This window comes from Streptomyces sp. 1-11 (genome assembly GCF_007176755.1).
GTDB lineage: Bacteria > Actinomycetota > Actinomycetes > Streptomycetales > Streptomycetaceae > Streptomyces.
Genome location: NZ_BJTV01000005.1, coordinates 433,493 through 459,318 on the forward strand (window position 1 = coordinate 433,493; position 25,826 = coordinate 459,318).

At 73.1% G+C, this 25,826-nt stretch carries 23 protein-coding genes; 11 read left to right on the forward strand and 12 right to left on the reverse strand.

Annotation, left to right across the window (positions count from 1 at the left end):
• Positions 1-171: 171 nt before the first annotated feature.
• Both TNCT1_RS13870 and TNCT1_RS13875 read right to left on the reverse strand, forming a co-directional pair.
• Positions 172-1,392: an acetyl-CoA C-acetyltransferase gene (locus tag TNCT1_RS13870; RefSeq protein WP_143631303.1), complete on the reverse strand. Its 1,221-nt coding sequence runs from the start codon at positions 1,390-1,392 to the stop codon at positions 172-174.
• 238 nt (positions 1,393-1,630) lie between these two features.
• The gene (locus TNCT1_RS13875; protein WP_174266281.1) at positions 1,631-2,650 is read right to left on the reverse strand and encodes an SGNH/GDSL hydrolase family protein; all 1,020 of its coding nucleotides are present in this window, start codon (positions 2,648-2,650) and stop codon (positions 1,631-1,633) included.
• 161 nt (positions 2,651-2,811) lie between these two features.
• Here TNCT1_RS13875 and TNCT1_RS13880 point away from each other — a divergent pair, with 161 nt between their 5' ends.
• Positions 2,812-4,203 (forward strand): cystathionine beta-synthase, encoded by a 1,392-nt coding sequence (locus TNCT1_RS13880; RefSeq protein WP_143631305.1) that lies wholly within the window; start codon positions 2,812-2,814, stop codon positions 4,201-4,203.
• Between the two features lie 355 nt (positions 4,204-4,558).
• Here the strand turns inward: TNCT1_RS13880 and TNCT1_RS13885 are convergent, their stop codons facing one another.
• Positions 4,559-4,990: a hypothetical protein gene (locus tag TNCT1_RS13885; RefSeq protein ID WP_143631308.1), complete on the reverse strand. Its 432-nt coding sequence runs from the start codon at positions 4,988-4,990 to the stop codon at positions 4,559-4,561.
• Between the two features lie 220 nt (positions 4,991-5,210).
• On the opposite strand from TNCT1_RS13885, the gene TNCT1_RS13890 reads away from it, so the two are divergent.
• A complete protein-coding gene (locus TNCT1_RS13890; protein WP_143631310.1) occupies positions 5,211-6,074 on the forward strand; it encodes a MurR/RpiR family transcriptional regulator in 864 nt (287 codons plus the stop codon).
• Between the two features lie 97 nt (positions 6,075-6,171).
• Positions 6,172-6,756, forward strand: a complete 585-nt coding sequence (locus TNCT1_RS13895; protein ID WP_174266282.1) for a hypothetical protein — start codon at positions 6,172-6,174, stop codon at positions 6,754-6,756.
• Between the two features lie 20 nt (positions 6,757-6,776).
• On the opposite strand, the gene TNCT1_RS13900 is transcribed toward TNCT1_RS13895, so the two are convergent.
• The 5 genes from TNCT1_RS13900 to TNCT1_RS13920 form a co-directional block, all read right to left on the reverse strand.
• A complete protein-coding gene (locus tag TNCT1_RS13900; RefSeq protein WP_143631312.1) occupies positions 6,777-7,151 on the reverse strand; it encodes a hypothetical protein in 375 nt (124 codons plus the stop codon).
• Between the two features lie 10 nt (positions 7,152-7,161).
• On the reverse strand, positions 7,162-7,662 hold the full coding sequence (locus TNCT1_RS13905; protein ID WP_143631314.1) for a roadblock/LC7 domain-containing protein: 501 nt from the start codon (positions 7,660-7,662) through the stop codon (positions 7,162-7,164).
• A 34-nt stretch (positions 7,663-7,696) separates the two neighbouring features.
• Entirely contained in the window at positions 7,697-8,533 is an 837-nt protein-coding gene (locus TNCT1_RS13910; RefSeq protein WP_143631316.1) for a transcriptional regulator, read from the reverse strand.
• Entirely contained in the window at positions 8,530-8,919 is a 390-nt protein-coding gene (locus tag TNCT1_RS13915) for a hypothetical protein (protein WP_143631319.1), read from the reverse strand. Before TNCT1_RS13915 ends, TNCT1_RS13910 begins: the two co-directional genes overlap by 4 nt.
• Before the next feature lie 179 nt (positions 8,920-9,098).
• On the reverse strand, positions 9,099-10,517 hold the full coding sequence (locus TNCT1_RS13920; protein WP_143631322.1) for a diaminopimelate decarboxylase: 1,419 nt from the start codon (positions 10,515-10,517) through the stop codon (positions 9,099-9,101).
• Positions 10,518-10,611: 94 nt separating this feature from the next.
• On the opposite strand from TNCT1_RS13920, the gene hutU reads away from it, so the two are divergent.
• From hutU to hutI, 4 genes are all read left to right on the forward strand, one after another.
• On the forward strand, positions 10,612-12,276 hold the full coding sequence (hutU, locus tag TNCT1_RS13925) for a urocanate hydratase (RefSeq protein WP_143631325.1): 1,665 nt from the start codon (positions 10,612-10,614) through the stop codon (positions 12,274-12,276).
• Positions 12,277-12,404: 128 nt separating this feature from the next.
• Entirely contained in the window at positions 12,405-13,607 is a 1,203-nt protein-coding gene (locus TNCT1_RS13930; protein WP_143631586.1) for an allantoate amidohydrolase, read from the forward strand.
• Complete coding sequence (locus TNCT1_RS13935; protein WP_143631328.1) at positions 13,604-14,956, forward strand: formimidoylglutamate deiminase; 1,353 nt, start codon at positions 13,604-13,606, stop codon at positions 14,954-14,956. The genes TNCT1_RS13930 and TNCT1_RS13935 overlap by 4 nt, the downstream gene beginning before the upstream one ends.
• Before the next feature lie 53 nt (positions 14,957-15,009).
• A complete protein-coding gene (gene hutI, locus TNCT1_RS13940; protein ID WP_143631333.1) occupies positions 15,010-16,185 on the forward strand; it encodes an imidazolonepropionase in 1,176 nt (391 codons plus the stop codon).
• 186 nt (positions 16,186-16,371) lie between these two features.
• On the opposite strand, the gene TNCT1_RS13945 is transcribed toward hutI, so the two are convergent.
• Together TNCT1_RS13945 and TNCT1_RS13950 are read right to left on the reverse strand one after the other, a co-directional pair.
• Positions 16,372-17,916 carry an RICIN domain-containing protein gene (locus TNCT1_RS13945; protein WP_143631336.1) on the reverse strand — a complete coding sequence of 515 codons (1,545 nt, stop codon included), beginning with the start codon at positions 17,914-17,916 and terminating at the stop codon, positions 16,372-16,374.
• Positions 17,917-18,177: 261 nt separating this feature from the next.
• Positions 18,178-19,071, reverse strand: coding sequence for an RNA polymerase sigma factor SigF (locus tag TNCT1_RS13950; RefSeq protein ID WP_143631339.1), 894 nt, complete (start codon positions 19,069-19,071; stop codon positions 18,178-18,180).
• A gap of 247 nt (positions 19,072-19,318) precedes the next feature.
• On the opposite strand from TNCT1_RS13950, the gene TNCT1_RS13955 reads away from it, so the two are divergent.
• Positions 19,319-19,696 (forward strand): STAS domain-containing protein, encoded by a 378-nt coding sequence (locus tag TNCT1_RS13955; protein ID WP_143631343.1) that lies wholly within the window; start codon positions 19,319-19,321, stop codon positions 19,694-19,696.
• 282 nt (positions 19,697-19,978) lie between these two features.
• A complete protein-coding gene (locus TNCT1_RS13960) occupies positions 19,979-20,539 on the forward strand; it encodes an ATP-binding protein (RefSeq protein ID WP_143631346.1) in 561 nt (186 codons plus the stop codon).
• Positions 20,540-21,234: 695 nt separating this feature from the next.
• On the opposite strand, the gene TNCT1_RS13965 is transcribed toward TNCT1_RS13960, so the two are convergent.
• Positions 21,235-22,773: a peptide MFS transporter gene (locus TNCT1_RS13965; protein ID WP_143631348.1), complete on the reverse strand. Its 1,539-nt coding sequence runs from the start codon at positions 22,771-22,773 to the stop codon at positions 21,235-21,237.
• Positions 22,774-23,263: 490 nt separating this feature from the next.
• Between TNCT1_RS13965 and TNCT1_RS13970 the strand changes: the two genes are divergently transcribed.
• On the forward strand, positions 23,264-23,941 hold the full coding sequence (locus TNCT1_RS13970) for a response regulator transcription factor (protein ID WP_143631351.1): 678 nt from the start codon (positions 23,264-23,266) through the stop codon (positions 23,939-23,941).
• Positions 23,942-23,983: 42 nt separating this feature from the next.
• Positions 23,984-25,255 (forward strand): ATP-binding protein, encoded by a 1,272-nt coding sequence (locus TNCT1_RS13975; protein ID WP_143631354.1) that lies wholly within the window; start codon positions 23,984-23,986, stop codon positions 25,253-25,255.
• 32 nt (positions 25,256-25,287) lie between these two features.
• Here TNCT1_RS13975 and TNCT1_RS13980 read toward each other — a convergent pair whose 3' ends face one another.
• On the reverse strand, positions 25,288-25,803 hold the full coding sequence (locus tag TNCT1_RS13980; protein WP_143631357.1) for a GtrA family protein: 516 nt from the start codon (positions 25,801-25,803) through the stop codon (positions 25,288-25,290).
• Between the last annotated feature and the right edge of the window lie 23 nt (positions 25,804-25,826).

A 25,826-nucleotide genomic window follows, 5' to 3' on the forward strand; every position in this document is an offset into this window, starting at 1 on the left:
TTGCGGGCGTCGTTTCCCGACTCACGGCGCTGACCTGCATGGACACCCCCACGAGGGACATAGGTCACATCCTGAGGGAGATTGGATCACAAAACGGCCCGGAACCCGGGGTTTTCCCGGGTTCCGGGCCACCGTCCGACGCAGGGTGCCGTGCCCGCTACCGAGGGTGCGTCAGCTCAGGCGCTCGATGACCATGGCCATGCCCTGGCCGCCGCCGACGCACATCGTCTCCAGGCCGAACTGCTTGTCGTGGAACTGGAGCGAGTTGATCAGCGTGCCGGTGATGCGCGCGCCGGTCATGCCGAAGGGGTGCCCGACGGCGATGGCGCCGCCGTTGACGTTCAGCTTCTCCAGCGGGATGCCGAGGTCGCGGTAGGAGGGGATGACCTGGGCGGCGAACGCCTCGTTGATCTCGACGAGGTCGATGTCGTCGATGGTCAGCCCGGCCCGGCGCAGGGCCTGCTGGGACGCCTCGACCGGGCCGAGGCCCATGATCTCCGGGGAGAGGCCGGAGACGCCGGTGGAGACGATGCGGGCGAGCGGGGTGAGGCCGAGCTCGCGCGCCTTGGTGTCGGACATGATCACGACGGCGGCGGCGCCGTCGTTGAGCGGGCAGCAGTTGCCGGCGGTGACGAGCCCGTCCGGGCGGAACACCGGCTTCAGGCCCTGCACGCCCTCCAGGGTGACGCCGGCTCGCGGGCCGTCGTCCTTGGCGACGACCGTGCCGTCCGGCAGGGTCACCGGGGTGATCTCGCGCTCCCAGAAGCCGTTCTTGATGGCCTCTTCGGCCAGGTTCTGCGATCGGACGCCGAACTCGTCCATGTCCTGGCGGGTCACGCCCTTCCAGCGGGCGAGGTTCTCCGCGGTCTGGCCCATCGCGATGTAGGCGTCCGGGACCAGGCCGTCCTTACGCGGGTCGTGCCAGGTGGTGCCCTCCTGCGCGGCCACGGTGGCGGTACGGGCCTCGGCCTCGGCGAAGAACGGGTTGTGCGTGTCCGGGAGGCTGTCGGAGTTGCCCTTGGTGAAGCGGGAGACCATCTCGACGCCGGCCGAGATGAAGACGTCGCCCTCGCCCGCCTTGATGGCGTGCAGCGCCATGCGGCTGGTCTGCAGCGAGGAGGAGCAGTAGCGGGTGATCGTGCAGCCGGGCAGGTGGTCCATGCCCATCTGCACGGCCACGATGCGGCCGAGGTTGTTGCCCTGCTCGCCGCCCGGCAGACCGCAGCCGAGCATCAGGTCGTCGATGTCCCGCGGGTCCAGCTCGGGGACCTTGGCCAGCGCCGCCTGGATGATCGTGGCGGTCAGGTCGTCGGGGCGCAGGTCCTTCAGGGAGCCCTTGAAGGCGCGGCCGATGGGGGAGCGGGCGGTCGAGACGATCACGGCTTCGGGCATCACGGCTCCAGAGGACGGAGTTTGGGCAGGGCCGGTTGGGAAGTTACCCGGCCGTATGGTTCAGGTCACCGGTGTCGCGGTGTGACACTGACCGCAATTTACTAAGCGCTTGCTTGGGCCGCCGGCGGTTCGGCGGGGCGTGGCGGGCGGGTGGGGGTGGCGGCGGGGACGCTGCCCCCGGCCCCCCGGGCCCGCACCCACCCGTGCACCCGGTCCGGCCTGCGGTCGCCTCGGGTGTTCATACCGAGGGGCGGGCCGGTTCCGCCTCGCTCACGCGGCGCCGGCGGCGGCGCTTGAGCAGGGCCCAGGGGCCGCGGGGGCCCGTGGGCATGGCCGCCGTGACCTCGGTGCCCGCCTCCGAGGCGGCCTCCGCGGCCGCCCGGGCCACCGGCAGGAAGCCCTCGCGCCGGGACGCGTCCGGCCGTTCCTCGTCGGCCGGCCACAGGCCGAGCGCCGCGCAGACCGTGGGCAGGACCGCCATCGCCGCGGTCGCGTAGCCCTCCGCCGAGGGGTGGTAGTTGTCGGGGCCGAACAGCTCCCGGGGATTCGCCTCGAACTCCGGGCCCAGCAGATCGCCCAGCGACACCGTCCGCCCGCCCTGCTCCACCGCCCCGATCGTCTGCGCCGCCGCGAGCTGCCGCGAGGCCCGGCGGGCCAGCCAGCGCAGCGGCTGCTGCACCGGCTCGATGGTGCCGAGGTCCGGGCACGTGCCGACGACCACCTCCGCGCCGGCCGTGCGCAGCCGCCGCACCGCCGCCGACAGATGCCGCACCGAACGCGTCGGCGGCATCCGGTGGGTCACGTCGTTGGCGCCGATCATGATCACGCACACGTCCGGGACCGGATCAGCGGCCGACAGGACCAGCGCCACCTGCCGGTCCAGGTCGTTCGACTGGGCGCCCGGCAGTGCCACGTTGCGCAGTTCCACCGGCCGCTCCGCCACCGCGGCCAGACCCGAGGCCAGCAGCGCCCCCGGCGTCTGACCCGCCCGGTGCACACCCTGCCCCGCGGCCGTCGAGTCGCCGAGCAGGGCCAGCCGCAGCGGCGGTTCGCCGGGGACGTCGTACGCGTGCCCGTACACCCCGTCGGCCACCGGCACCCGGCCCACGCTTCCGTTGCCCACGTGGCGCCGGGCCAGCCGCACCTCCGCCAGCAGCAGGCCGACGGCCGCCGCCCCGACGAGCCCCACCCCGCCGCCGCCGTACGCCGCTCCGGCCGCGATGCGCCGGGCCACTCTCGCCCTCGACATGCTCGTCATGCGTCGCCGCCACCTCCTCGTAGCCGTACACCCACTCCTTGCCCCGTACGGCCCGTGTGCCAATCTCAACGGGGAGTGAACGCCCGTCCCACCTCACTCCGGGGCCGTAGGCTGGCGGAACCACTACGACCAATGTTTTTTGCAAGCAACCGGAGACAACGGTGCGATTCCACGACTCGATGATCAGCCTCGTCGGCGACACCCCGCTGGTGCGGCTCAACAACGTGACCAAGGGCATCCAGGCGACCGTCCTGGCCAAGGTGGAGTACTTCAACCCGGGCGGTTCCGTGAAGGACCGCATCGCCCTGCGCATGATCGAGGCCGCCGAGCAGAGCGGGGAGCTCAAGCCGGGCGGCACGATCGTCGAGCCGACCAGCGGCAACACCGGCGTGGGCCTGGCCATCGTGGCCCAGCAGAAGGGCTACAAGTGCATCTTCGTCTGCCCTGACAAGGTCTCGACCGACAAGATCAACGTGCTGCGCGCCTACGGCGCCGAGGTCGTGGTCTGCCCGACCGCCGTGGACCCCGAGCACCCGGACTCGTACTACAACGTCTCCGACCGCCTCGTCCGCGAGACCCCGGGCGCCTGGAAGCCCGACCAGTACTCCAACCCCAACAACCCGCTCTCGCACTATCACTCGACCGGCCCCGAGCTGTGGGAGCAGACCGAGGGGAAGCTCACCCACTTCGTGGCGGGCGTCGGCACCGGCGGCACCATCTCCGGCACCGGCAACTACCTGAAGGAGGCCAGCCAGGGGAAGGTCAAGGTCATCGGCGCCGACCCCGAGGGCTCGGTGTACTCCGGCGGTTCCGGGCGGCCGTACCTGATCGAGGGCGTCGGCGAGGACTTCTGGCCGACCGCCTACGACCGCACCGTGGCGGACGAGATCGTGGCCGTCTCCGACAAGGACGCCTTCCAGATGACCCGCCGGCTGGCCAAGGAGGAGGGCCTGCTGGTGGGCGGCTCCTGCGGCATGGCCGTCGTGGCCGCGCTGAAGGTCGCCGAGCGGCTCGGCCCGGACGACGTCGTGGTGGTGCTGCTGCCGGACAGCGGCCGCGGTTACCTCTCCAAGATCTTCAACGACGAGTGGATGGCCGACTACGGCTTCCTCGAGGACGAGGGCCCCAGCGCCCGCGTCGCCGACGTCCTGCAGGACAAGGTGGCCGGCACCATCCCGTCCCTGGTGCACATGCACCCCGAGGAGACCGTGGGCCAGGCCATCGAGGTGCTGCGCGAGTACGGCGTGTCGCAGATGCCGGTCGTCAAGCCGGGCGCCGGCCACCCGGACGTGATGGCCGCCGAGGTCGTCGGCTCGGTGGTGGAGCGCGAGCTGCTGGACGCCCTGTTCTCCAAGCGGGCCTCGCTGGAGGACCCGCTGGAGAAGCACATGAGCGCCCCGCTGCCCCAGGTGGGCTCCGGTGAGCCGGTCGGCGACCTGATGTCGGTGCTGGGCTCCGCGGACGCCGCGATCGTCCTGGTCGAGGGCAAGCCGACCGGAGTGGTCAGCCGCCAGGACCTGCTGGCCTTCCTGGCCAAGGGCGGCAACAAGTAGCCGTACCCCGGGTGAACCGCCGGTGACGCCGGCGAACCGGCGGTGACCTGGGCGGGCCTGGCCGTTCCGCAACTGGTACGAGCGTGTCACGTGCGCGCAGCACCCGCTTAACACAGGTCCGGCACATTAGAGGTGTCGGCCACGGCGGGAGCGGCTCCCCGCCCGGGCCGGCGCCGTGCGGCGCCAAGGACCTCCGGAGCGGCTCCCGGACTTTCCATGGACGCCCAGGACGCGCAAGCCCGGTCCTGACCCGGCCCGCGTCCCTGCGCGGGGACCGCCGTCGTCCCGCCCCCCGGCAACGGGGGTGCGGCGGTCCCCGCGCACAACTCTTCCCGGGGCCGCACGCCCCGGCGCCTCAGTCCTCCCCGGCGGACCGCCGGGCATCGCGCCGGCCGGTCATCAGCTCGGGGTTGAGCCGCACCGCCTGGGCCGCGTTCACACCTACGATGCCGAGCCAGGTCGCCACGATCCCGGTCATCCCGGCGAGGGCGCCGGAGATGGCGGAGAGCGGGACGGCCAGCACCAGCGACAGGACGGCGAGGCCGAAGCGGTCCACCCACGACCCGGCCGACCTGGGCCGCCTGGTGCCGCGCGCGTCGGCCATCCGCTGCTCGGCCAGGTGCCGCCGCACCCTGCGCTCCACCGTGTCGTCGATCCGCTGCTCGACCCTCTCCAGGAAGGAGTCCACGAGCGCGGAGTCGTACTCCTCGCCCAGCTCCCCGCGCGCCCGTACGGTGGCGTCCAGGTCCTTCTTGAGGTCGGTGTCCCGCGAGTCCAGTGCGCTCATGCGCTTCACGGTAGGGAGCGCGGGGGCCCGGCGCACTGGGGGAAACCCCCCTCTTTCGCATCTCGGGAGAACGGGGCGAGCCGCTCGCCGGAAACCCTGGCCCGCCGGAAGACCGGGCCCGCCGGATCGCGGGACGGGCCTTGTCCCGGCTGTATAGGCTCATGCAGAGTTCTGGATGACTGAATAATCCGAGAGTCCGCACGCGGAGGGGGAGCACATCATGAGCGTCGACCGGAGCACGGGCGCGACGGACACTCCGGCGACCCGTCTGCAGGCGCTCTTCGAGGGGCACCGGCTCACGCCGACCCAGCGCCGCATCGCGCACAGCATGGTGCGGCGGGCCGCCGACGTCCCCTTCCTGTCCAGCGTGGAGCTGGCCGAGCTGGCCGGGGTCAGCCAGCCCTCGGTGACCCGGTTCGCGGTCGCCCTCGGCTTCGACGGCTACCCGGCGCTGCGCAGGCACCTGCGCGAGGTCGTGCCCGCCGAGCAGGCCGCCGCCGGGCCGGGCCCGTACAACGAGTACCAGCAGGCCGTCGAGGCCGAGATCGAGAACCTCAGGCACCTCGCGGAGCTGCTCGCCGACCCCCGGCCGGTGCGGAAGGCCGGCCGGATCCTCGCCGCCTCGCGCCCGCTGCCGGTGCTCGGACTGCGCGCCGCCGCCTCGCAGGCGTACGGCTTCGCGTACTTCGCCGCCAAGGTGCACCCGGACGTCCGGCTGCTCGACGAGGGCGGGACGATGATCCAGGACCGCATCGACGCGGCCGTCCGCGCCGGCGCCACGGCCCTGCTGTGCTTCGCGCTGCCCCGGCACCCGCGCGAGGTGGTCGACACCCTCGCCTACGCCAGGGAGGCGGGGCTGACCGTCGTCACGGTCGCCGACTCCGCCTTCGCGCCCGTCGCCCGCCACTCCGACCTGCTGCTGCCCGCCGCGGTCGGCACCGGGCTCGCCTTCGACACCGCGTGCGCGCCGATGCTGCTCGGACGGGTGCTGCTGGAGGCGCTGTGCGACGATCTGCCGGACGCCCAGGCCCGGTTGGAGCAGTTCGACGCGAACGCCGCCGCGCGCGGGCTGTTCGTGGAGTGACCCGACGCCTTCTCAGACTCGTCTCACGTTCCGCCGTTAGCGTCGTGCCCGGACCCAGGGACTGGGTGAACACGCGGACGTGACACGGGAGGCTGACGTGGCGCGCGGAGGACAGGGACTGGCCAGGGTGGCCGTCGTCGTACGAGCGGGGGCCGCGCCCCTGTGGTGGGCCGGAGTGGCGGCCGCCGGTGTCGGAGTACTGCCGCCCGGGCTGACCGGGCGCCGGATCGGGGTGTCGGCGGGAGCCGCGCTGTTCCTGGTCGCCCTGGCCGTGATGGCACTGGTGCGCCGCAAGCGGTACACCACGCTGGCCCGCGGGGCCGCCAGGGCGGGCAAGTACGACGTGCTGCAGGACCGGGCGGTGACCGTGCGCAACTGGCGCCGGGGGCACCGGTGGTGGCTGCTGCTGGCGTTCGCCGTGGCGCTCGGCGGTTCGTTCGTGCTGCCCGCGGCCGGGGGCATGCTGCTGGCCGGGGCCGGCACCGGGCTCAGGCTGAAGGCCGCCTGGCTGGGGCGCCGGGAGCGGGCCGGGCAGATGCTGCTGTGGGTGCGGGTCGACTGGCTCGACCGGCGCGGCGGCGGTCCGGCGGGCAGGGCCGTCAAGGGCCTGCGTGCCACGGGCGTCGCGGCAGGCGACGCGACCCCGGGCGGGTCCCGCCGCCGCACCGCGGCACTGGTCTGACCTCGTGCGGACCCGGGGGGCTAGACCTCCAGCTCTTCCTCGATCCGCTTGAGCTGGTGCCGGGCCATCGCCAGGTTGGCCCGGTTCTGCTCCAGGACGAGGTAGAGGAACAGGCCGTTCCCGCCGCGTCCCTTGAGCAGGCGGATCAGGTGGTACTGGTCCGTCAGCGTGATCAGGATGTCGTCGATCTCGGCCTTGAGGCCCAGCATCTCCATCGTGCGCATCTTGGCGCGGATCACGTCCGTGTTGCCCGCCGCGGCCACGTTGAGGTCGAAGGTCTTGCTGCCGCCCATCGTGCCCAGCGCCATGCCGCTGGTGTAGTCGACGAGCGCGACGCCGGTGGCGCCCTCGATGGAGGTCAGGGCCTCTTTCAGGGCGGTCTCGGTGTTGGCCATGGTGGTCCTCTCAGTTGTCGGTTGCGGTGCGCGCTTCGGTGGCCGTGGGGCGCGGCGCGCGCACGGTGCGCGTACGTGCGGGTGCGGTTCGGGCGGGCCGTGCGGCGGGCGCAGCGGCCCGGGCGGCGGCCTCGGCGGCGTCGAGCAGCTCCCCGATGCGGGCGCCGGACCGGCGGCCCTCCAGGTGGAGCCGGCCGACGTTGACCCGGTCCCGGGTGAGCAGGGTCAGCACGGCGGTGCGGCCGGCCGCGTAAGTGGCGACGTAGCCGTGCTCGCCGCGCACCAGCAGCTCGCGGAAGCCGCCGTTGCCGGTGGCGTCGGCGACCCGTACGGCCACGCCGAGCGAGGCCGCGGTGAGCGCCGCGAGGCCCTCAGGGTCGACGCCGGGTGTGTCGTGGGCGACGACGAGTCCGTCGACGCCGGCCGCGAGGGCGCCGGTGAGCTGCGGGACGCGGGTGCGCAGCCGGCGCAGCTCGTCCAGCACGCTCTCCAGGTCCTGTTCGGGCACCATCAGCTCTCTCCTCTCGGCGGCGGGGTGGTGCCGTTCAAAGCGCCTCCAGCGCATCCCTGAGCCTCTTCAGCAGCGCGATGTCGGGGTCGGTGACCGTGAGCGGGGGAGCCGCAGGGGCCGGCGGGATCGGCGGGACCGGCGGCAGGCCGCGTGCCCCGGGCGCCGCCCGGACGAGTCCGGCCGCCGCGAGCCGGCGCACGTCCACCAGCGTGTGGAACGCCTGTCTGCCCAGATCGCGGGCGATCTCCAGGGCGGTGCGGACACCGTCCACCCGGTCGAGGACGGCCCGTCGGCGCGAGGTGACCTGCGCTCCCGAGGCGGGATCGGCGCGGATCAGCGGGGCGCTGTCGGCCGCCGGGTCCGGCCACAGCCGGTGCAGCAGCAGCCGGCGGCGCAGCGTCTCGCGCTCGAGGGCGACGACCGGGACCGAGGGCAGCGGGCCTACGCGGGGGGTGACGTCGTACCGGAAGCGGCCGGGGGTGCTGCTCGGGGTCAGGGCGAAGTACCCCGCGTCGTACAGCGCGTCCAGGTGGCACAGCTCCAGCGCGCCCGCGGGCAGCACCCCGGCGTCGAGCAGCAGCCGGGCGGCGTCCGCCGTGCCGCCGGCCCGCTCGGCCGCCCGCTGCCAGGCGGCCGCCGCGAGGGTGCCGTGGGCGGTGAGCAGCACCCCGAGGCCGGGCGCGAGGGGACTCTCGGCGTGCACGACGCGGCCCCGGGCGAGGTACAGGGTGCCGTGTTCGCGGACGAGTACGCCGGTGGCCTGCTCCTCGGCGAGCCGCCGGAGCATCGGGGACAGGGCGCCCGCGGTCCGGTCGGCCGCGGCCGGCCTGTCCCGCACCGGCAGCGGCGGAGGTGTGCCGACCATGGTCATCCCAGCACCAGCCGGTCGGCCATCTCGCCCAGCCGGATGCGGGCGAGGGCGAGGTTGCCCTCCGCGCGGCCCAGCCACAGGTGCAGGAAGACGCTGCTGTCGAAGGACGTGACCACGAACCTCAGCAGGTGGTAGCTGTCGCGGTTGCTGATGATCACGTCCTCGACGGGCGGGCGTCCGTCCTCGGCGCCCCCGGCCGTGAAGGCGCCGTGCTCGGCGGCCAGCCTGGCCAGTTCCGCTGCCTCGGCCGCGGTGGTCTCGTGGTCACCGCCGGGGGCTTCCCCGACGGATCCCAGGGCCAGTCCGCTCGTCCAGTCCACCAGTGCGGCTCCCCGGGCGCCGGGCAGCCGCATCGCATCCAGTAGGCACTCGTCGATTCCGGGCACGCCGGTTCCCCTCCCCGCCTGTACTCCGGTTGAGTGACAGCGACACTACGCAACGTGTGTGTCGGGGGTGACGGCTTTGGCATTTTCCGTTGGAACGTGCTTCCGGCGTACTAGGGTGGGTCAACTGACGTCTTTCTCACGCCAGTTGATCCATTTGTTCGAGCGGACCCGGGGGCGTGTCAACGGCTCCCGGGCGCGCCCAGGGTGGTGAGTGCGGACGCGTGCGCCCCTCCGGACTCGGCCACCACCTCCGCCACCGTCTGCGGCTCCCGCACGGTCGCGAAGGCGACGCCCCCGGCGGCGTCCGGCGCGAAGCCGTAGACCCCGGGCCTGGTCAGGGAGTTGTAGGCATAGTGGTGCGCGAAGTAGTACGCGCCCGTGTCCAGGGCCGCCGCGTAGTCGCCCTGCTCCAGCGGGGGCATGGAGCGTCCCTCGGCGAGCAGGTCGCCCGAGAAGCAGGCCGGGCCCGCCACGTCCTGCGTCACCTCCGGGCCCGGCTTCGGGCGGCCCTTGGCGTCGTACGCGGCGATCCGCAGCGGCCAGGCCCCCGGCGCGTACACCGTCCGCGTGGCCACCTGCACACCCGCGTGCGTCACCGCGATCCGCCGCCCGCCGGAGCTCTTGGCGTACTCCACCCGCGCCACCACCGTGCCGTGCTTGGCCAGCAGCGACCGGCCGAACTCGGTCACCAGCCCGTACCGTCCGTCGAACAGCCCCGGTACCTCCGCCTTCAGCGTGCGCGCGTACTGGGCGTACGTCGGCGCGGTCGCCTCCGACTCGAAGTTGACCGGCAGGCCGCCGCCGATGTCGAGCGTGTCGATCTGCCGCCGCCCGATCCGCGCGTTGATCTCCTCCGCCAGCGCGTACGTCTCCGCCACGCCCCGCGCCAGCAGCGCCAGCGGGATGCCCTGGGAGCCGGTGTGCGCGTGCAGCCGGGTCAGCCACGGCCGGTCCGCGTAGGCCTGGACGACCCACTCGCGGGCCCCCTCGTCGCGCAGCGCCACCCCGAACTTCGAGGTCTCGGTCGCGGTCGAGGTGGCCCCGATGGTGCCGCCGCCGATCTGCGGGTTGACCCGGATGCCGAGCGGCGACCGGGTGGCCGCCGACGCGACCAGCGCGTCCAGCCGGTCCAGCTCCTGCGGGTTGTCCGCGTTGACGGCGACGCCCAGCGCCAGCGCCTCGCGCAGCTCGGCCGGCGTCTTGGCGGGGGAGTCGAGCACCGTGTTCTCCGGCGGCAGTCCCGCCGCCCGCACCAGCGCCAGCTCGCCCGGGCTCGCCACCTCGGCGCCGATGCCCTCCTCGTGCAGCAGCCGCAGCACCGGCACCAGCGGGCTCGCCTTCACCGCGAAGGCGTGCAGCACCGGCGTGCCCGGCGCCACGACCGCGTCGAACGCCGCGCGCAGCGCGCCCGCCGACTCCCGGATGCCGGTGACGTCCAGCAGTCCCACCACGGCCGCGTCCGGCCCCAGCAGCCCCTGCTCCACCGCGCCGCGTACCGCCTCGTCGCGCCGGGCCGCCCGCTCCCGGGCCTCAACGTCGGTGTCGTGGTCCACGACCTCTCCCCTCCTGTCGGCCTTCGTGTGCTTCCAGCCAAACATCCAGGTGGCGCGGGTGTGCGGGCGGGGAGGTGTTGACTAGTTCTATTCAGGAAGCCAGGATGTGAATAGAGGTAGTAACAGGAGGAGGCAGACGATGTCGGGACCCCGCCCCGTACGAGCACCGCGCGGCACGGAACTGAGCGCCCTTGGATGGCAGCAGGAAGCCGCCCTGCGGATGCTGCAGAACAACCTCGACCCCGAGGTGGCCGAGCATCCCGACAAGCTCGTCGTCTACGGCGGCACCGGCAAGGCCGCCCGCGACTGGCGCTCCTTCGACGCCATGGTCCGCACGCTGCGCACGCTCAAGCAGGACGAGACCATGCTGGTCCAGTCCGGCCGCCCGGTCGGCGTGATGCAGACCCACGAGTGGGCCCCGCGCGTCCTCATCGCCAGCTCCAACCTCGTCGGCGACTGGGCCAACTGGGAGGAGTTCCGCCGGCTGGAGGCCCTCGGCCTGACCATGTACGGGCAGATGACCGCCGGCTCCTGGATCTACATCGGCACCCAGGGCATCCTCCAGGGCACCTACGAGACCTTCGCCGCCGTCGCCGCGAAGAAGTTCGGCGGCACCCTCGCCGGGACCATCACCCTCACCGCCGGCCTCGGCGGCATGGGCGGCGCCCAGCCCCTCGCCGTGACCATGAACGACGGCGTCGCCATCTGCGTCGACTGCGACCCGCGCGCCATCGAGCGCCGCATCGAGCACCGGTACCTGGACGTCAGGGCCGACTCCCTCGACCACGCGCTGCGGCTCGCCACCGAGGCCCGCGACGCCCGCCGGCCGCTGTCCATCGGCGTCCTCGGCAACGCGGCCGAACTGGTCCCGCAGCTGCTGGCGATGAACGCCCCGATCGACATCGTCACCGACCAGACCTCCGCCCACGACCCGCTGGCGTACCTGCCCGTCGGGGTGGCCTTCGAGGACATGGCCGACGCCGCCGCGAAGGACCCGGCCGGCTTCACCACCCGGGCGCGCGAGTCCATGGCGAAGCACGTGGAGGCCATGGTCGGCTTCATGGACGCCGGCGCCGAGGTCTTCGACTACGGCAACTCCATCCGCGGTGAGGCACAGCTCGCCGGGTACGACCGCGCGTTCGCCTTCCCCGGCTTCGTCCCCGCCTACATCCGGCCCCTGTTCTGCGAGGGCAAGGGACCGTTCCGCTGGGCGGCGCTGTCCGGCGACCCGGCCGACATCGCCAAGACCGACAAGGCGATCCTCGACCTCTTCCCGGAGAACGAGTCCCTGGCCCGCTGGATCAAGCTGGCCGGCGAGCGCGTCCACTTCCAGGGCCTGCCCGCGCGCATCTGCTGGCTGGGCTACGGCGAGCGCGACAAGGCCGGCGAGCGCTTCAACGACATGGTGGCCTCCGGCGAGCTGGCCGCCCCGCTGGCCATCGGCCGCGACCACCTCGACTGCGGCTCCGTCGCCTCCCCGTACCGCGAGACCGAGGCCATGCTCGACGGCTCCGACGCGATCGCCGACTGGCCGCTGCTGAACGCCATGGTCAACGTGGCCTCCGGCGCCTCCTGGGTGTCCATCCACCACGGCGGCGGCGTGGGCATGGGGCGCTCCATCCACGCCGGCCAGGTGACGGTGGCCGACGGCACGAAGCTGGGCGGGGAGAAGATCCGGCGGGTGCTCACCAACGACCCCGGCATGGGTGTCATCCGGCACGTCGACGCCGGCTACGACATCGCGGAGTCCGTGGCGGACGAGCGGGGAGTCCGGGTGCCCATGCGTGAGGGTGACGAGGCGTGAGTCCGCGAGCAGGCGGTGGCGACGCCCCGGCGCGAGCCGAGGTCCCGCCGCCGGGCGCGGCCGCGGCCGACCGGTCCGTCCCGCGGGACGACCGCCCGCGGCCTGTGGGCGGCAGCTCCTTCGAGGAGATGTGGCGCGAGCTGCTGCCCATCGGGCGGCACCCCGGCTCCGGCGGGTACCGGCGGTACGCCTGGACCGGGGCCGACGGCGAGTGCCGGGCCTGGTTCCGCGAGCAGGCCGAGACGCGCGGGCTGGCGTACGAGGTGGACCGCAACGGCAACCAGTGGGCCTGGCTGGGCGACCCGGCCGCCGGGGACGCCGTGGTCACCGGATCGCACCTGGACTCGGTGCCGGACGGGGGCGCCTTCGACGGCCCCCTCGGCGTCGTGTCCTCCTTCGCGGCCCTCGACGAACTGCGCGCCAGGGGCTCGCGGTTCACCAGGCCCCTGGCCGTCGTCAACTTCGGTGACGAGGAGGGCGCCCGGTTCGGGCTCGCCTGTGTCGGCTCCCGGCTCACCGCCGGACAGCTCACCGTCGAGCAGGCCCACCGCCTCACCGACGCTGACGGCGTCACCCTTCCCCGGGCCATGGAGGCCGCCGGCCACGACCCCGAGGCCATCGGGGCCGACCCGGAACGGCTGGCCAGGATCGGCGCCTTCGTCGAACTGCACGTCGAACAGGGCCGCGCGCTGGACCTGTCCGGCGACCCGGTCGGCATCGCCAGCGCCATCTGGCCGCACGGCCGCTGGCGCTTCGACTTCCGCGGCGAGGCCAACCACGCCGGCACCACCCGCCTGGCCGACCGGCGCGACCCGATGCTGACGTACGCCGAGACGGTGCTCGCCGCCCGCCGCGAGGCCGAACTCGCCGGCGCCGTCGCCACCTTCGGCAAGATCTCCGTCGAGCCGAACGGCGTCAACGCCATCCCCTCCCTGGTGCGCGGCTGGCTCGACTCCCGCGCCGCCGACCAGGCGACCCTGGACACGGTCGTCGGCGGCGTCGAGAAGGCGGCGCGCGAGTACGCCGACGCCCACGGCATCGACCTGGACGTCGTCCGGGAGTCCTTCACCCCGGTGGTCGAGTTCGACCACGCGCTACGCGACGAACTCGGCCGCATCTTGGGGAAGGACACCGGCCTCGAAGTGCCCGTCCTGGGTACCGGCGCCGGACACGACGCCGGAATCCTGTCCGGGCGCATCCCGACCGCCATGCTGTTCGTGCGCAACCCCACCGGCGTCTCGCACTCCCCGGCCGAGTCCGCGGCCGAGGACGACTGCCTCGCCGGGGTGCGCGCGCTCGCCGACGTACTGGAAGGGCTGGCCCGCACGTGACCGACACGACCTACTGGCTGGAGCACGCCTGGCTCGGCACCCATGTCGAGCCCGGCGTGGCCGTGACGGCCGCGGACGGCCGGATCACCGCCGTCCGCACCGGCGCGGCGACCCCGCCGCCCGGCGCCGAGGTGCTGCGCGGCCTGACCCTCCCGGGTCTGGCGAACGCCCACTCGCACGCCTTCCACCGGGCGCTGCGCGGCACGGTCCAGGTCGGCAGCGGCACCTTCTGGACCTGGCGCGAGGTGATGTACTCCGTCGCCGACCGGCTGACGCCGGAGACCTACCACGCCCTCGCCCGCGCCGTGTACGCAGAGATGGCGCTGGCCGGCATCACCTGCGTCGGCGAGTTCCACTACGTGCACCACGCCCCCGGCGGCACCCCCTACGGCGAGCCCAACGCCATGGGCGAGGCGCTGATCGCGGCCGCCGCCGAGGCCGGGATCCGCATCACCCTCCTGGACACCGCGTACTTCTCCTCCGCCATCCGCGACAAGCACAGCGGCGAGCCGCTCAACACCCACCAGCGGCGCTTCTCCGACGGCGGCGCGGAGGCCTGGGCCGAACGCTGTTCAGTTCTCAAGGAACGGGATCACGCGCGGATCGGAGCGGCGATCCACTCCGTACGGGCCGTGCCCGCGGACCAGTTGGCGACCGTGGCGCGCTGGGCGGAGGAGCGGCGGGCCCCGCTGCACGTGCACCTGTCGGAGCAGACCGCCGAGAACGACGCCTGCCTGGCCGCGCACGGCTGCACCCCGACCCGGCTGCTCGCCGACCACGGCGTGCTCGGGCCGCGCACCACCGGTGTGCACAACACCCACCTCACCGACGAGGACATCGCGCTGCTCGGCGGCTCGCGCACCGGCACCTGCATGTGCCCCACCACCGAGCGCGACCTGGCGGACGGCATCGGTCCGGCCGTCGCCCTGCAGCGGGCGGGCTCCCCGCTCTCCCTCGGCTCCGACAGCCACGCCGTCATCGACCTGTTCGAAGAGGCGCGCGCGATGGAGCTGAACGAGCGGCTGCGCACCCGCACCCGGGGCCACTGGACGGCCGCGGCACTGCTGCGGGCCGCCACCGCCGACGGCCACGCGGCCCTCGGCTGGCAGGACGCCGGCGCCATCGAGACAGGCGCGCTCGCCGACCTGACGACGATCGCCCTCGACTCGGTCAGGACGGCCGGACCGGTACCCCGGCTGGGCGCCGAGACGGCCGTATTCGCGGCGACCGCGGCGGACGTGCGGCACACGATCGTGGGCGGCCGTCACGTCGTACGGGACGGGACGCATGCCCTCGTCCCCGACGTGCCGTCAGCGCTCGCGGACGCGATCGAAGCCCTGCGCGGCTGAGGCCCGCGCGGAAGAAGCCCGCCGACCCCCGACCGGCCACCCACGAGGACACCATGAGCAGCAGCACCGTCATCACCAACATCGCCACGCTGGTCACCAACGACCCCTCCTCCGGTGACGGATCCCCCCTCGGTCTGATCCAGGACGCGGCCGTCGTCATCGACGGCGACCGCGTCGCGTGGACCGGTGAATCCAGGAAAGCACCCGCCACTGACAACCGGGTCGACGCGGGCGGCCGGGCGGTGCTGCCGGGCTTCGTGGACTCCCACTCCCACCTGGTCTTCGCCGGTGACCGCACGCAGGAGTTCAACGCCCGGATGTCCGGCCGCTCCTACACCGCGGGCGGCATCCGCACCACGGTCGCGGCCACCCGTGCCGCCACCGACGCGGAGCTGGAGGCCAACCTCACCCGCTACCTGGCGGAGGCCCTCCGTCAGGGCACCACCACCTTCGAGACGAAGTCGGGCTACGGCCTCACCGTCGAGGACGAGGCCCGGGCCCTGCGCGTCGCGGCCCGGCACACCGACGAGGTGACGTTCCTCGGCGCCCACATCGTCGCCCCCGAGCACGCCGACGACCCGGCGGCCTACGTCGCCCTGGTCACCGGCGAGATGCTGGACGCCTGCGCCCCGCACGCCCGCTGGATCGACGTCTTCTGCGAGAAGGGCGCCTTCGACGGCGACCAGGCCCGCGCGATCCTCACCGCCGGCCGGGCCAGGGGGCTGCACCCCCGGATCCACGCCAACCAGCTCTCCTACGGCCCCGGCGTCCAGCTCGCCGTCGAGCTGGACGCGGCCAGCGCCGACCACTGCACCCACCTCACCGACGCGGACGTCGACGCCCTCGCCCACAGCGACACGGTCGCCACCCTGCTGCCCGGCGCCGAGTTCTCCACCCGCGCCGAGTGGCCCGACGCACGCCGGCTGCTGGACGCGGGCGTCACCGTGGCCCTGTCGACCGACTGCAACCCGGGTTCGTCGTTCACCTCCTCGGTCCCCTTCTGCGTCGCGCTCGCGGTGCGGGACATGGGCATGACCCCGGACGAGGCGGTCTGGTCGGCCACGGCCGGCGGCGCGGCGGCCCTGCGCCGCACGGACATCGGCCGTCTCACCCCGGGCGCCCGCGCCGACCTGCTGCTGCTCGACGCCCCGAGCCACGTGCACCTGGCCTACCGGCCGGGCGTGCCGCTGGTCGCCGGCGTCTGGCGGCGCGGCGTACGCGAGATCTGAACCGGACGCCTGCGCTGGCGGTCAGGCGACTCGGGCGGCCGCGCGGACGGCCGGACGGGCCCGGACGTCCGCGTGGGTGGTCAGGCGGCCCGGACGTCCGCGAAGACGGTCAGACGGTTCCGGACGCCCGCGAGGAGGGTCAGACCGGTGTGGGCGGCCAGACGGCCCGGGCGTCTGTCCGGACGGTCAGGCTGACCCGGCCCGCCACCGTTGTGCCGGTCCTCCGCCCAGCGGCGCCAGTCCGACCCCGTCGCCGTCGTCCGGTGTCACCGCCGTCCCGGTGTCGATCGCCGGGCGGATCGTGCCGTCGGGGTCGACGGCGAAGCGGAGGTTGCGGCCGTTGCGGCCGTAGACCGAGTCGCACTCCCAGATGCCCACGCCCCGGTCGGTCGAGCCGCGGCTGTCCAGGCAGAAGCCGGAGTCGGCGGCCGACCGCAGGACGCCCGGACCGGCGTCGACCCGCCAGCGCTGGGTGGCGGAGGAGTCGCAGGGCGCCATGACGACGTCGTTGCCCTTCCACAGCTCGCCGTCCCGGATGTCCAGGCAGCGGCCCGTGGCCAGGTTCACCACCTGTGCGAGGGCGCTGCCCGGCGGCGCGGGCGGCGGGGACGGTGAGGGGGTGCGGCGGCCGGGCGGCGCGGAGGTGGCGGGGCGGTGCGAAGTCCTCGACGGTGACGGTGACGGCGACCCGGCGGTGCGGGAGGGCGTCGGGGCGGGCGGCGGGGACAGCGAGACCGTGGCCGTCACCGTCACCGGCGGGGGAGCGGGTGTCGCCGCGGCCGCCTCCCGGTCGGCGGACCCGGACGGCGTGAGCAGGAAGACCAGCAGCGGGGCCAGGGCCACGCCCAGGGCCGTGGACGCCAGCAGGTAGTGGCGGCCGGGCGGCCGGGTCCGGGCGGCGGCACGCGGGCCGGGAGCGGGGGCCGGAGCCGGACCGGAGGCGCGCAGGTACGAGGTCCCGTGCCAGGGGAGCAGGCCCTCCGCCAGGGTCTGCCGCGGGGCGTCGCGCAGCGCGGCCAGCTCCTCGACGGCGGCCGAGCAGTGCGGGCAGCGTGCCCGGTGGGCGTCCAGGTCGGCGCTGCGACGGGGCGTGCCGGGCCGTACAGCCTCCTCGATCAGCCGGCGGAAGTCGGCGCAGCGCGGGTCGTCGGAACCGGCCAGACGGTGCCGCAGGAGGGCCTGGGCCAGTGTCTGCACGGCCTGCGGGGTGTCGTGGTGCACATCGACGCGGCTGAGGCCGAGGTAGGCGGCGGTGCGCTCGACGGGCCCGACATCCAGCACGCCGTACCAGATCAGGCCCTGGGCGCGGGACGGGAGCGTCTGGAACGCCGGGAGGAGCGGTGGTGTGGGGCCGTCCGGCGCACCGCTCGTGTTCAGCACCAGCAGCAGGCCCGTGTCGACGCCCGCGGAGCGTTCGTCGGCCGCCCAGGAGGCCGCCAGCCGGGCGGTGAGCAGCAGGAGCTGGTGGCGCAGGGGCACGCTCGGCTCCCGGCCGCGGGCCGTCTCGCGGGCCGCGGCGGTCAGGGTCTCCGCGGCCAGCCTGCGGGCCGCGGACTCGCTCGCGGTGCACAGCCGGGCGTAGGCGAGGACCGCCGGGTGGTGCCGGCGGCGCAGCTCCTGAAGCGCCGGGTAGGCCGTCGGGGAGGGGGCGCGCAGCAGCGCCGTCAGCCGTGCGTCCGGCGCGTCGGCGAGTCCTGTGTCCGCCTCGGCCGCGTCGCCGTCCTGAGCCATCGCGCCCCTCCGTTCCCCCGAACTCTCCGGCCTACCGGTCGGTTTGGGGGCTCATGGTGGTGGAGCGGCGCGGTCCGGGAAAGACGTTTCCCCGGGTAACCCCGATAACGGTTCGCGCAGGGCGCCGGTGTGCGCGCATGACACCGGCGCGAGTGAGGGCTGGGACGCCGGGTACTCGCCACTCGGGGTGATCTGTCCCCAAAAACGGCGAAGCGGCCCGGCGCCTGTGGCCGGGCCGCCTGGCACGCGGCGCCATAAGGATCACTCCTCGACGGTCAGCCCCTTGCGCAGCCGCACCAGCGTCCGCGACAGCAGCCGGGAGACGTGCATCTGGGAGATGCCGAGTTCCTCGCCGATCTCCGACTGGGTCATGCCCGCGACGAAGCGCAGGGAGAGGATCTTCCGGTCCCGGGAGGGGAGTTCGGCGATCAGCGGCTTCAGCGACTCGACGTACTCGATGCCCTCGATCCCGTGGTCCTCGTAGCCGATGCGGTCCGCGAGCGCGCCCTCGGAGTCGTCCTCCTCGGGCTGGGCGTCCAGCGAGGAGGCGGTGTAGGCGTTGGAGGCGGCCATGCCCTCGACGACCTCCTCGTTGGAGATGCCGAGCCGCTCGGCGAGTTCCGCCACCGTCGGGGCGCGGTCCAGCTTCTGGGCCAGTTCGTCCCCGGCCTTGGCCAGGTCCAGCCGCAGTTCCTGGAGCCGGCGCGGCACGCGCACGGACCACGAGGTGTCACGGAAGAAGCGCTTGATCTCGCCGATGATGGTCGGCATCGCGAAAGTGGGGAACTCCACACCGCGTGAGAGCTCGAAGCGGTCGATCGCCTTGATCAGGCCGATGGTGCCGACCTGGATGATGTCCTCCATCGGCTCGCTGCGGGAGCGGAAGCGGGAGGCGGCGAACTTGACCAGCGCGAGGTTCAGCTCGACGAGCGTGTTGCGTACGTAGGCGTGGTCGGACGTCCCCTCCTCGAGCGACTCGAGGCGCTCGAAGAGCGTCCGGGACAGCGCCCGGGCGTCCACCGCGCCCACCTCGTCGAAGGGCGGGATCTCCGGGAGTCCCTCGAGTGCCTCGAGGGGATTGATGGGATGATCCAGTTCCGGTGGGGGTGTCGACGTCGCGATCGGGGTATGCGACTCGTCGAGCCGGGGTGACATGGGTGTCCTCCATCGTTCTCGGCATATGGCTGCCGAAGCCAAAAAGGGTGCACTGCGGTGTGCGGCGCCTCCGAAGCCGGCTGTAGGGCTGTGTGTCCTTACTAGCCCTACCCGCTCGACAGAGGACGTCGCAAGTGCGTTCTGTGGCGATATGTCCGATTGTGGGAGGTTGTTCGGGTGTCGGAGTGCGATTGAAAGGCGTAATGTTCGAGGGCATCAGCAGCCACGACCTCGGGAGAGAGACGGCATGGACCACGGGACGGTCGGCAGCGCACAGTCGGGCCGGCTTCTGGTGGAGGTGCGGGAAGAAGGTCCCAGCGCCGTAGTGACACCTGCGGGTGAACTGGACCACCACACCGCCGATCTTCTGCGCGAGCCGCTCGACGATCTCCTCGACAAGGGGTTCTCACGGCTGGTCGTGGATTGCTCACGGCTTGAGTTCTGCGACTCCACGGGACTGAACGTCCTGCTCGGGGCGCGACTGAAGGCGGAGGCCGCCGGAGGCGGGGTCCACCTGGCGGGGATGCTGCCGGTGGTGGCCCGCGTCTTCGAGATCACCGGGGCGGAGGCGGTCTTCACCGTCCACGACTCCGTAGAGGCCGCACTGGCCGGCGAATCCGACTGAGCCGGTGCGCGCGCCGCTCCTGGACGGCCGATGCCTGTACTGGGCACCGGTCATGTCCAAACAGGGGGTGTTCCGCCGGATCCGTCGGGCAGGAGTCATCCTGAAGCCGTCGACCGCGAGCACTCCGGACCGTCAGGGAACCGATGGACGGCCTGGGTGCGACGTACGTGCGAACGGCGGACGACGGAGGAGTCGTGGGCGGACTTGTGTACGGACCGCCCGGCACCGTCCGGTGCCGGAATGTTGAACTGTGAACTGGTGGATCGGTGAGGTGAAGCGCTGATGAGCACCACCCGGCCTTACTCGCCGGGCGACCGCGGCCCGGAGCCCAGCGGCGCTTCCGGGGCGTCCGAAGGGGGTGCGCCGGAGCCGGGCGCGTCCGCGGGGGCAGCCGCGCCGTCCGTGCCGTCCGAGGGCGCTCCTCCGGGGCGGGGGCGGCAGGTACGCACGCTGCGCCTGGACGGCGAGAGCGGTGTCGTCCCGCTCGCCCGTGACTTCACCCGCCAGGCGCTGTACGCGTGGGGCTGGCTGCCCGCGGCCGGCGCCGATCAGCGGGCTGCCGCCGAGGACGTGCTGCTCGTGGTGTCCGAGCTGGTCACCAACGCCTGTCTGCACGCCGAGGGCCCGGACGAGCTGCTCCTGTCCTGCGACAACAAGGTGATCCGGCTGGAGGTCTCCGACCGGGGCACCGGCCAGCCGGCCCCGCGCACCCCGCACCGCGCCGGCCGCCCAGGCGGCCACGGCATGTTCATCGTGCAGCGGCTGTGCCTGGACTGGGGCGTCCAGCGCGTCCCCGGCCGCGACGGCAAGACCGTGTGGGCGGAACTGGGCGCCCCGGCGTGACCCGCCGGGCCCGAGCCACCCGCCCGAGCGCGCCGGCCCCCGCACCGGCGCGCCCCCGGCAGAGCACACCGGCCCGCCCCTGAAAGCCCCACCGGCCCACCCGCACCACACCCGGCCGACCCGGCCCGCTCGCCGTGCCGGGCCAAACCGCCCCGCTCACCGCGCCTGGCCGAGCCCGCTCACCGCGCCGCCCGCCTGGCAGAGCCCGCCCGCTTGCCGCGCAGGACCAGATGGCTGAGCGCCTCCGCTCGCCGTACGGACCGACCCAGCCGCGTGGACTGCCCTCGCCGCACCGCGCCGACGCATCCCCCGGCCGCACGACTCCCGCCGAGCGCACCAGCCCACCGAGCACACCGGCTCTCCGTGCCTCCAAAGCGCCGACGCACCCTTAGGCCGCGTGACTCCCGCCGGACGGCACCCGCCCGGCCCCCCACTCCGCGTCCGCAGACCCGCCGCCCCCGCTGACACGGCCGCCGGTTGCGCCTGCCCCGGCAAGGGGCCGAGCGCACCGTCCGCCCGGCTGAACCCACTCGCTCACGCACCCGCGCCCCGCCGCCCCAGCCGGACGTCGCCTGCCCGCCCGCTCCTGGTCGGTCGGGACGAAGTCCCCGCCCGCCGGCCCAGGGACCGGGAAGACGACGGAGGGCCGCCGCACAGGATGTGCGGCGGCCCTCCGCCCTGCGCGTGGGGGTGCGTCAGCGCACGTCGCCCATCAGCGACTTGACCTTCCGGCGGTACATCCACACCGCGAACCCGGCGAGCGCCGCGAGGAGCGCCTCCCCGAAGACCGCGCCCGTGCCGCCGAGGTCGACCCCGGCGATGGCCGGGTTGGACAGCAGGCTGGTGATGGAGTCGCCCGCGGTGACCGCGAGGAACCACACGCCCATCATCTGGCTGGCGTACTTGGCCGGGGCCATCTTCGTCGTCACCGACAGGCCCACCGGCGACAGGCACAGCTCGCCGACGGTCTGGATGAAGTAGATGCCGACCAGCCACATCGGGCTGACCGCGGTCCCGTTGGCGGCCAGGCCCAGCGGGATCAGGAAGAAGAAGAACGACACGCCGACCAGGACCAGGCCCATCGAGAACTTCACGATGGTGCTGGGCTCCCTGCCCTGGCGGTTCAGCCACATCCAGACCCAGGCGAAGACCGGGGCCAGCGCCATGATGAACAGCGGGTTCAGCGACTGGTACCAGGAGGACGGGAAGTCGAAGCCGAGCAGCGAGCCGGAGGCCTTGCCCTCACCGAACGCCTGCACCGTGGACGCGCCCTGGTCGTAGATCATCCAGAACACGGCGGCCGCGACGAAGAACCAGATGTAGCCGGTCATCTTCGACTGCTCGGTGGACGACAGCTCCTTGTCCCGCTTGATGCGCATCAGCACACCGGCCGGGATGATCAGACCGATGACGGTCAGCGGGATCATCGCCCAGTTCAGGGTGAAGTGGCCGGTGACGCCCACGACGCCGTAGAACACGGCCGCGATGATCAGCCAGGTGAGGCCCTTGCGCAGCCAGGAGGTCCGCTCCTCGGTGCTCAGCGGCTTCGGGACGACGTTGCTCTGCGGGTTCAGGTGGCGGGTGCCGAGCAGGAACGAGGCCAGACCGATCGCCATGCCGACCGCGGCCATGCCGAAGCCGAGGTGCCAGTTGACCTCCTGGCCGACGGTGCCGATGGCCAGCGGGGCGAAGAAGGCGCCCGCGTTGATGCCCATGTAGAAGATCGTGAAGCCACCGTCACGGCGCGGGTCGTCCGGACCCTTGTACAGGTGGCCCACCATCGTGGAGATGTTGGCCTTCAGCAGACCCGAACCGGCCGCGACCAGCGCAAGACCGGCGAAGAACGGAGCCTGGCCGCCGGGCAGCGCCAGCACGATGTGACCGGACATGATCGTCACGGCGGCGATCGCCACCGTCTTGCGCGGGCCCCAGACGCGGTCGCCGAGCCAGCCGCCGGGCATGGCGAGCAGGTACACCATCGCCGAGTAGACGGACACGATCACCGTGGTGGTGGCCACGTCCATGGCCAGGCCGCCGCCCATGCTGCCCTTGCCGGCATCGGGACCGCCGGAGAGCAGGTAGACGGTGAGCAGGGCCTTCATGCCGTAGTAGGAGAAGCGCTCCCACATCTCGGTCATGAAGAGAGTGGCCAGTCCGCGGGGGTGGCCGAAGAAGGTCTTCTCGGACCCGGGGGTGCCCGGGCGGACCGAGTCCTTCGTCAGGCTGGACGCCATGGTCGTTCCTTGCTGGTCGGGACGCGCGCTGGAGCGTTGCGCGCCCGGTGGGGGGTAGCCGGCACCGGCAGGGTCGGTCGTCCACCCCCACGCCCAGGGGGAGTCCGCCCCGGATCACGGAGCGGCGGACGGCGACCACCGGGATCCACGCCCCGTGCGCGTCACTGCGCGCGGAGCCCGGCCAGAGGTCATTCCTTTCAGGGCTGATCTTCGTCAGCCCGCACACAAAAGAGACCTTCAGCGACAGTTGCCCGCCAAAGGTCCCCGGTGTGCTACAGGCGTTCACGTCACTGTACGTCAGGACACTGCCTGATATGGAAGGACTTGAGACGCGGATCACAGGTTTCGGGGGAACCGCGGGACCTGTTTCGAAGGTCTCCTCTACGATCCCATCCATCAGGCAATGGTTCGTACCACTGGGCCGCCAAGGTAAGAATCCCGGGAAGCGATCACACCCCGGCACCGAGCGCGGGCGGTCTACCATCACCTCATGACCCGTGTACTGCTCGCCGAGGACGACGCGTCCATCTCGGAGCCGCTGGCCCGCGCACTGCGCCGGGAAGGCTACGAGGTCGAGGTGCGCGAGGACGGCCCCACCGCGCTCGACGCCGGAATCCAGGGCGGTGTCGATCTGGTCGTGCTGGACCTGGGCCTGCCCGGCATGGACGGCCTGGAGGTCGCCCGCCGGCTCCGCGCGGACGGGCAGTCCGTGCCGATCCTCATCCTGACCGCGCGCGCCGACGAGGTGGACACCGTCGTCGGCCTGGACGCGGGCGCCGACGACTACGTCACCAAGCCCTTCCGGCTCGCCGAACTGCTCGCCCGTGTCCGGGCCCTGCTGCGGCGCGGCGCCGCCGAGCCCCAGCAGCCGCCGGCCACGCACGGGGTGCGCATCGACGTCGAGTCGCACCGGGCCTGGATGGGCGAGGAGGAACTCCAGCTCACCGCCAAGGAGTTCGACCTGCTGCGGGTGCTGGTGCGGGACGCCGGACGCGTGGTCACCCGGGACCAGTTGATGCGCGAGGTCTGGGACACCACCTGGTGGTCCTCGACCAAGACCCTCGACATGCACATCTCCTGGCTGCGCAAGAAGCTCGGCGACGACGCGGCGAACCCCCGCTACATCGCCACCGTGCGCGGGGTCGGCTTCCGCTTCGAGAAGAGCTGAGCCCCGCACCGGGGGCCCGGCACCGCTTCAGGTAACAGGGACATGCGCCGACGCCTCATCCAGTCCACCCTCGCCGTCGTCCTCGTGGTCATCGCCGTCTTCGGGGTCTCCCTGGTGATCGTGGAGACGCGGACCATCACCAGCAGCGCCCAGGAGCGGGTCGAGTCCGAGGCGGTGCGGCTGGCGAGCATCGTGGACAGCCGCATCCTCGCGGAGGAGAACGTCAACTCCGAGGTCCTGCGCAACCCGGTCAGCAAGGACCAGTACGCGGTCATCAGCGTCCCCGGCCGGACGCCGATCGAGATCGGCAGCCGGCCCGAGGGCGACGTCATCCACGCCACGCAGAAGGGCGAGGAGGGCGAGACGGTCACCGTGCAGGAGCCGCGCTCCGCGGTCACCCGCGAGGTCGGCCGCACCCTGCTGATCATCGGCCTGGTCGCGCTGCTCGCGGTGGTCGCCGCGGTGCTGCTCGCCGTCCGCCAGGCCAACCGCCTCGCCTCCCCGCTGACCGACCTCGCCGAGACCGCCGAACGCCTCGGCTCCGGCGACCCGCGCCCCCGGCACAAGCGGTACGGCGTCCCCGAGCTGGACCGGGTCGCCGACGTGCTGGACTCCTCCGCCGAGCGGATCGGCCGCATGCTGACCGCCGAGCGGCGCCTGGCCGCCGACGCCTCCCACCAGCTCCGCACACCGCTGACCGCGCTGTCCATGCGGCTGGAGGAGATCACCCTCACCGACGACCCGGACACGGTGAAGGACGAGGCGACGATCGCGCTGACCCAGGTCGAGCGGCTCACGGACGTCGTGGAGCGGCTGCTGACCAACGCGCGCGACCCGCGCACCGGCTCCGCCGTCTCCTTCGACCTCGACGAGGTCATCCAGCAGCAGCTCGCCGAGTGGCGGCCCGCCTACCGCAGCGCCGGCCGGGCCGTCGTCGCCTCCGGCAAGCGGCACCTGCACGCCGTCGGCACCCCGGGCGCGGTCGCGCAGGTGCTGGCGGCGCTGATCGAGAACTCCCTGATGCACGGCGGCGGGACCGTCGCCCTGCGCACCCGGGTCACCGGCAACCAGGCGGTCGTGGAGGTCACCGACGAGGGCCCCGGCGTCCCGGCCGACCTCGGCGCGCGGATCTTCGAGCGCGCCATCAGCGGGCGCAACTCCACGGGCATCGGGCTGGCCGTGGCCCGCGACCTCGCGGAGGCCGACGGGGGCCGCCTGGAGCTGCTCCAGACCCAGCCGCCGGTGTTCGGCCTGTTCCTGTCCCGCACGCCACCGGCCCGCAAACCGGACGACAGCCGTCCCACGGTCCGCTAGGGCCTGATTGTCAGCCAGGCCCAGGGGCCTCGCTACGGAACGCGCTGCCGGGGCTTGGACGCGGGCTTCCTCGACTGCCGCGACTGCCGGGCCACGATCGACTCCGCCGCCACCGCCTCCCGGGCGGGCATGGCGCGGAACACCCAGCTGCGGTACGACCAGAAGCGGAACAGGGTGGCGACGCCGATGCCGACGAACTTGAAGACGTTGCTCTGCAGCGGGCTGTCCCAGCCGAAGCCGTAGGTCGCCAGGTAGAGCACGCCGTTCTCGATCACCAGGCCGATCGCGCTGAACAGCAGGAAGAGCGTGAGCTCACGGGTGCGGCCGCCCTTGTCGCGGTCCCGGTACGTCCAGTAGCGGAAGCCGACGTAGTTGAAGGCGATCGCGACGACGGTCGCGATGATGCTGGCGCGCACCACCGGCAGGTCGGAGACGTGCCGGACCAGGTTGAACACACCCAGATTGACGAGGACGCCGGCGCCGCCCACGGCGCCGAACTTGGCCATCTCGCGTACGAGCCGTTGCAGCCCCGAGGAACGATGTTCCATGGCTGTGCAGCTCCCGTCCGTAG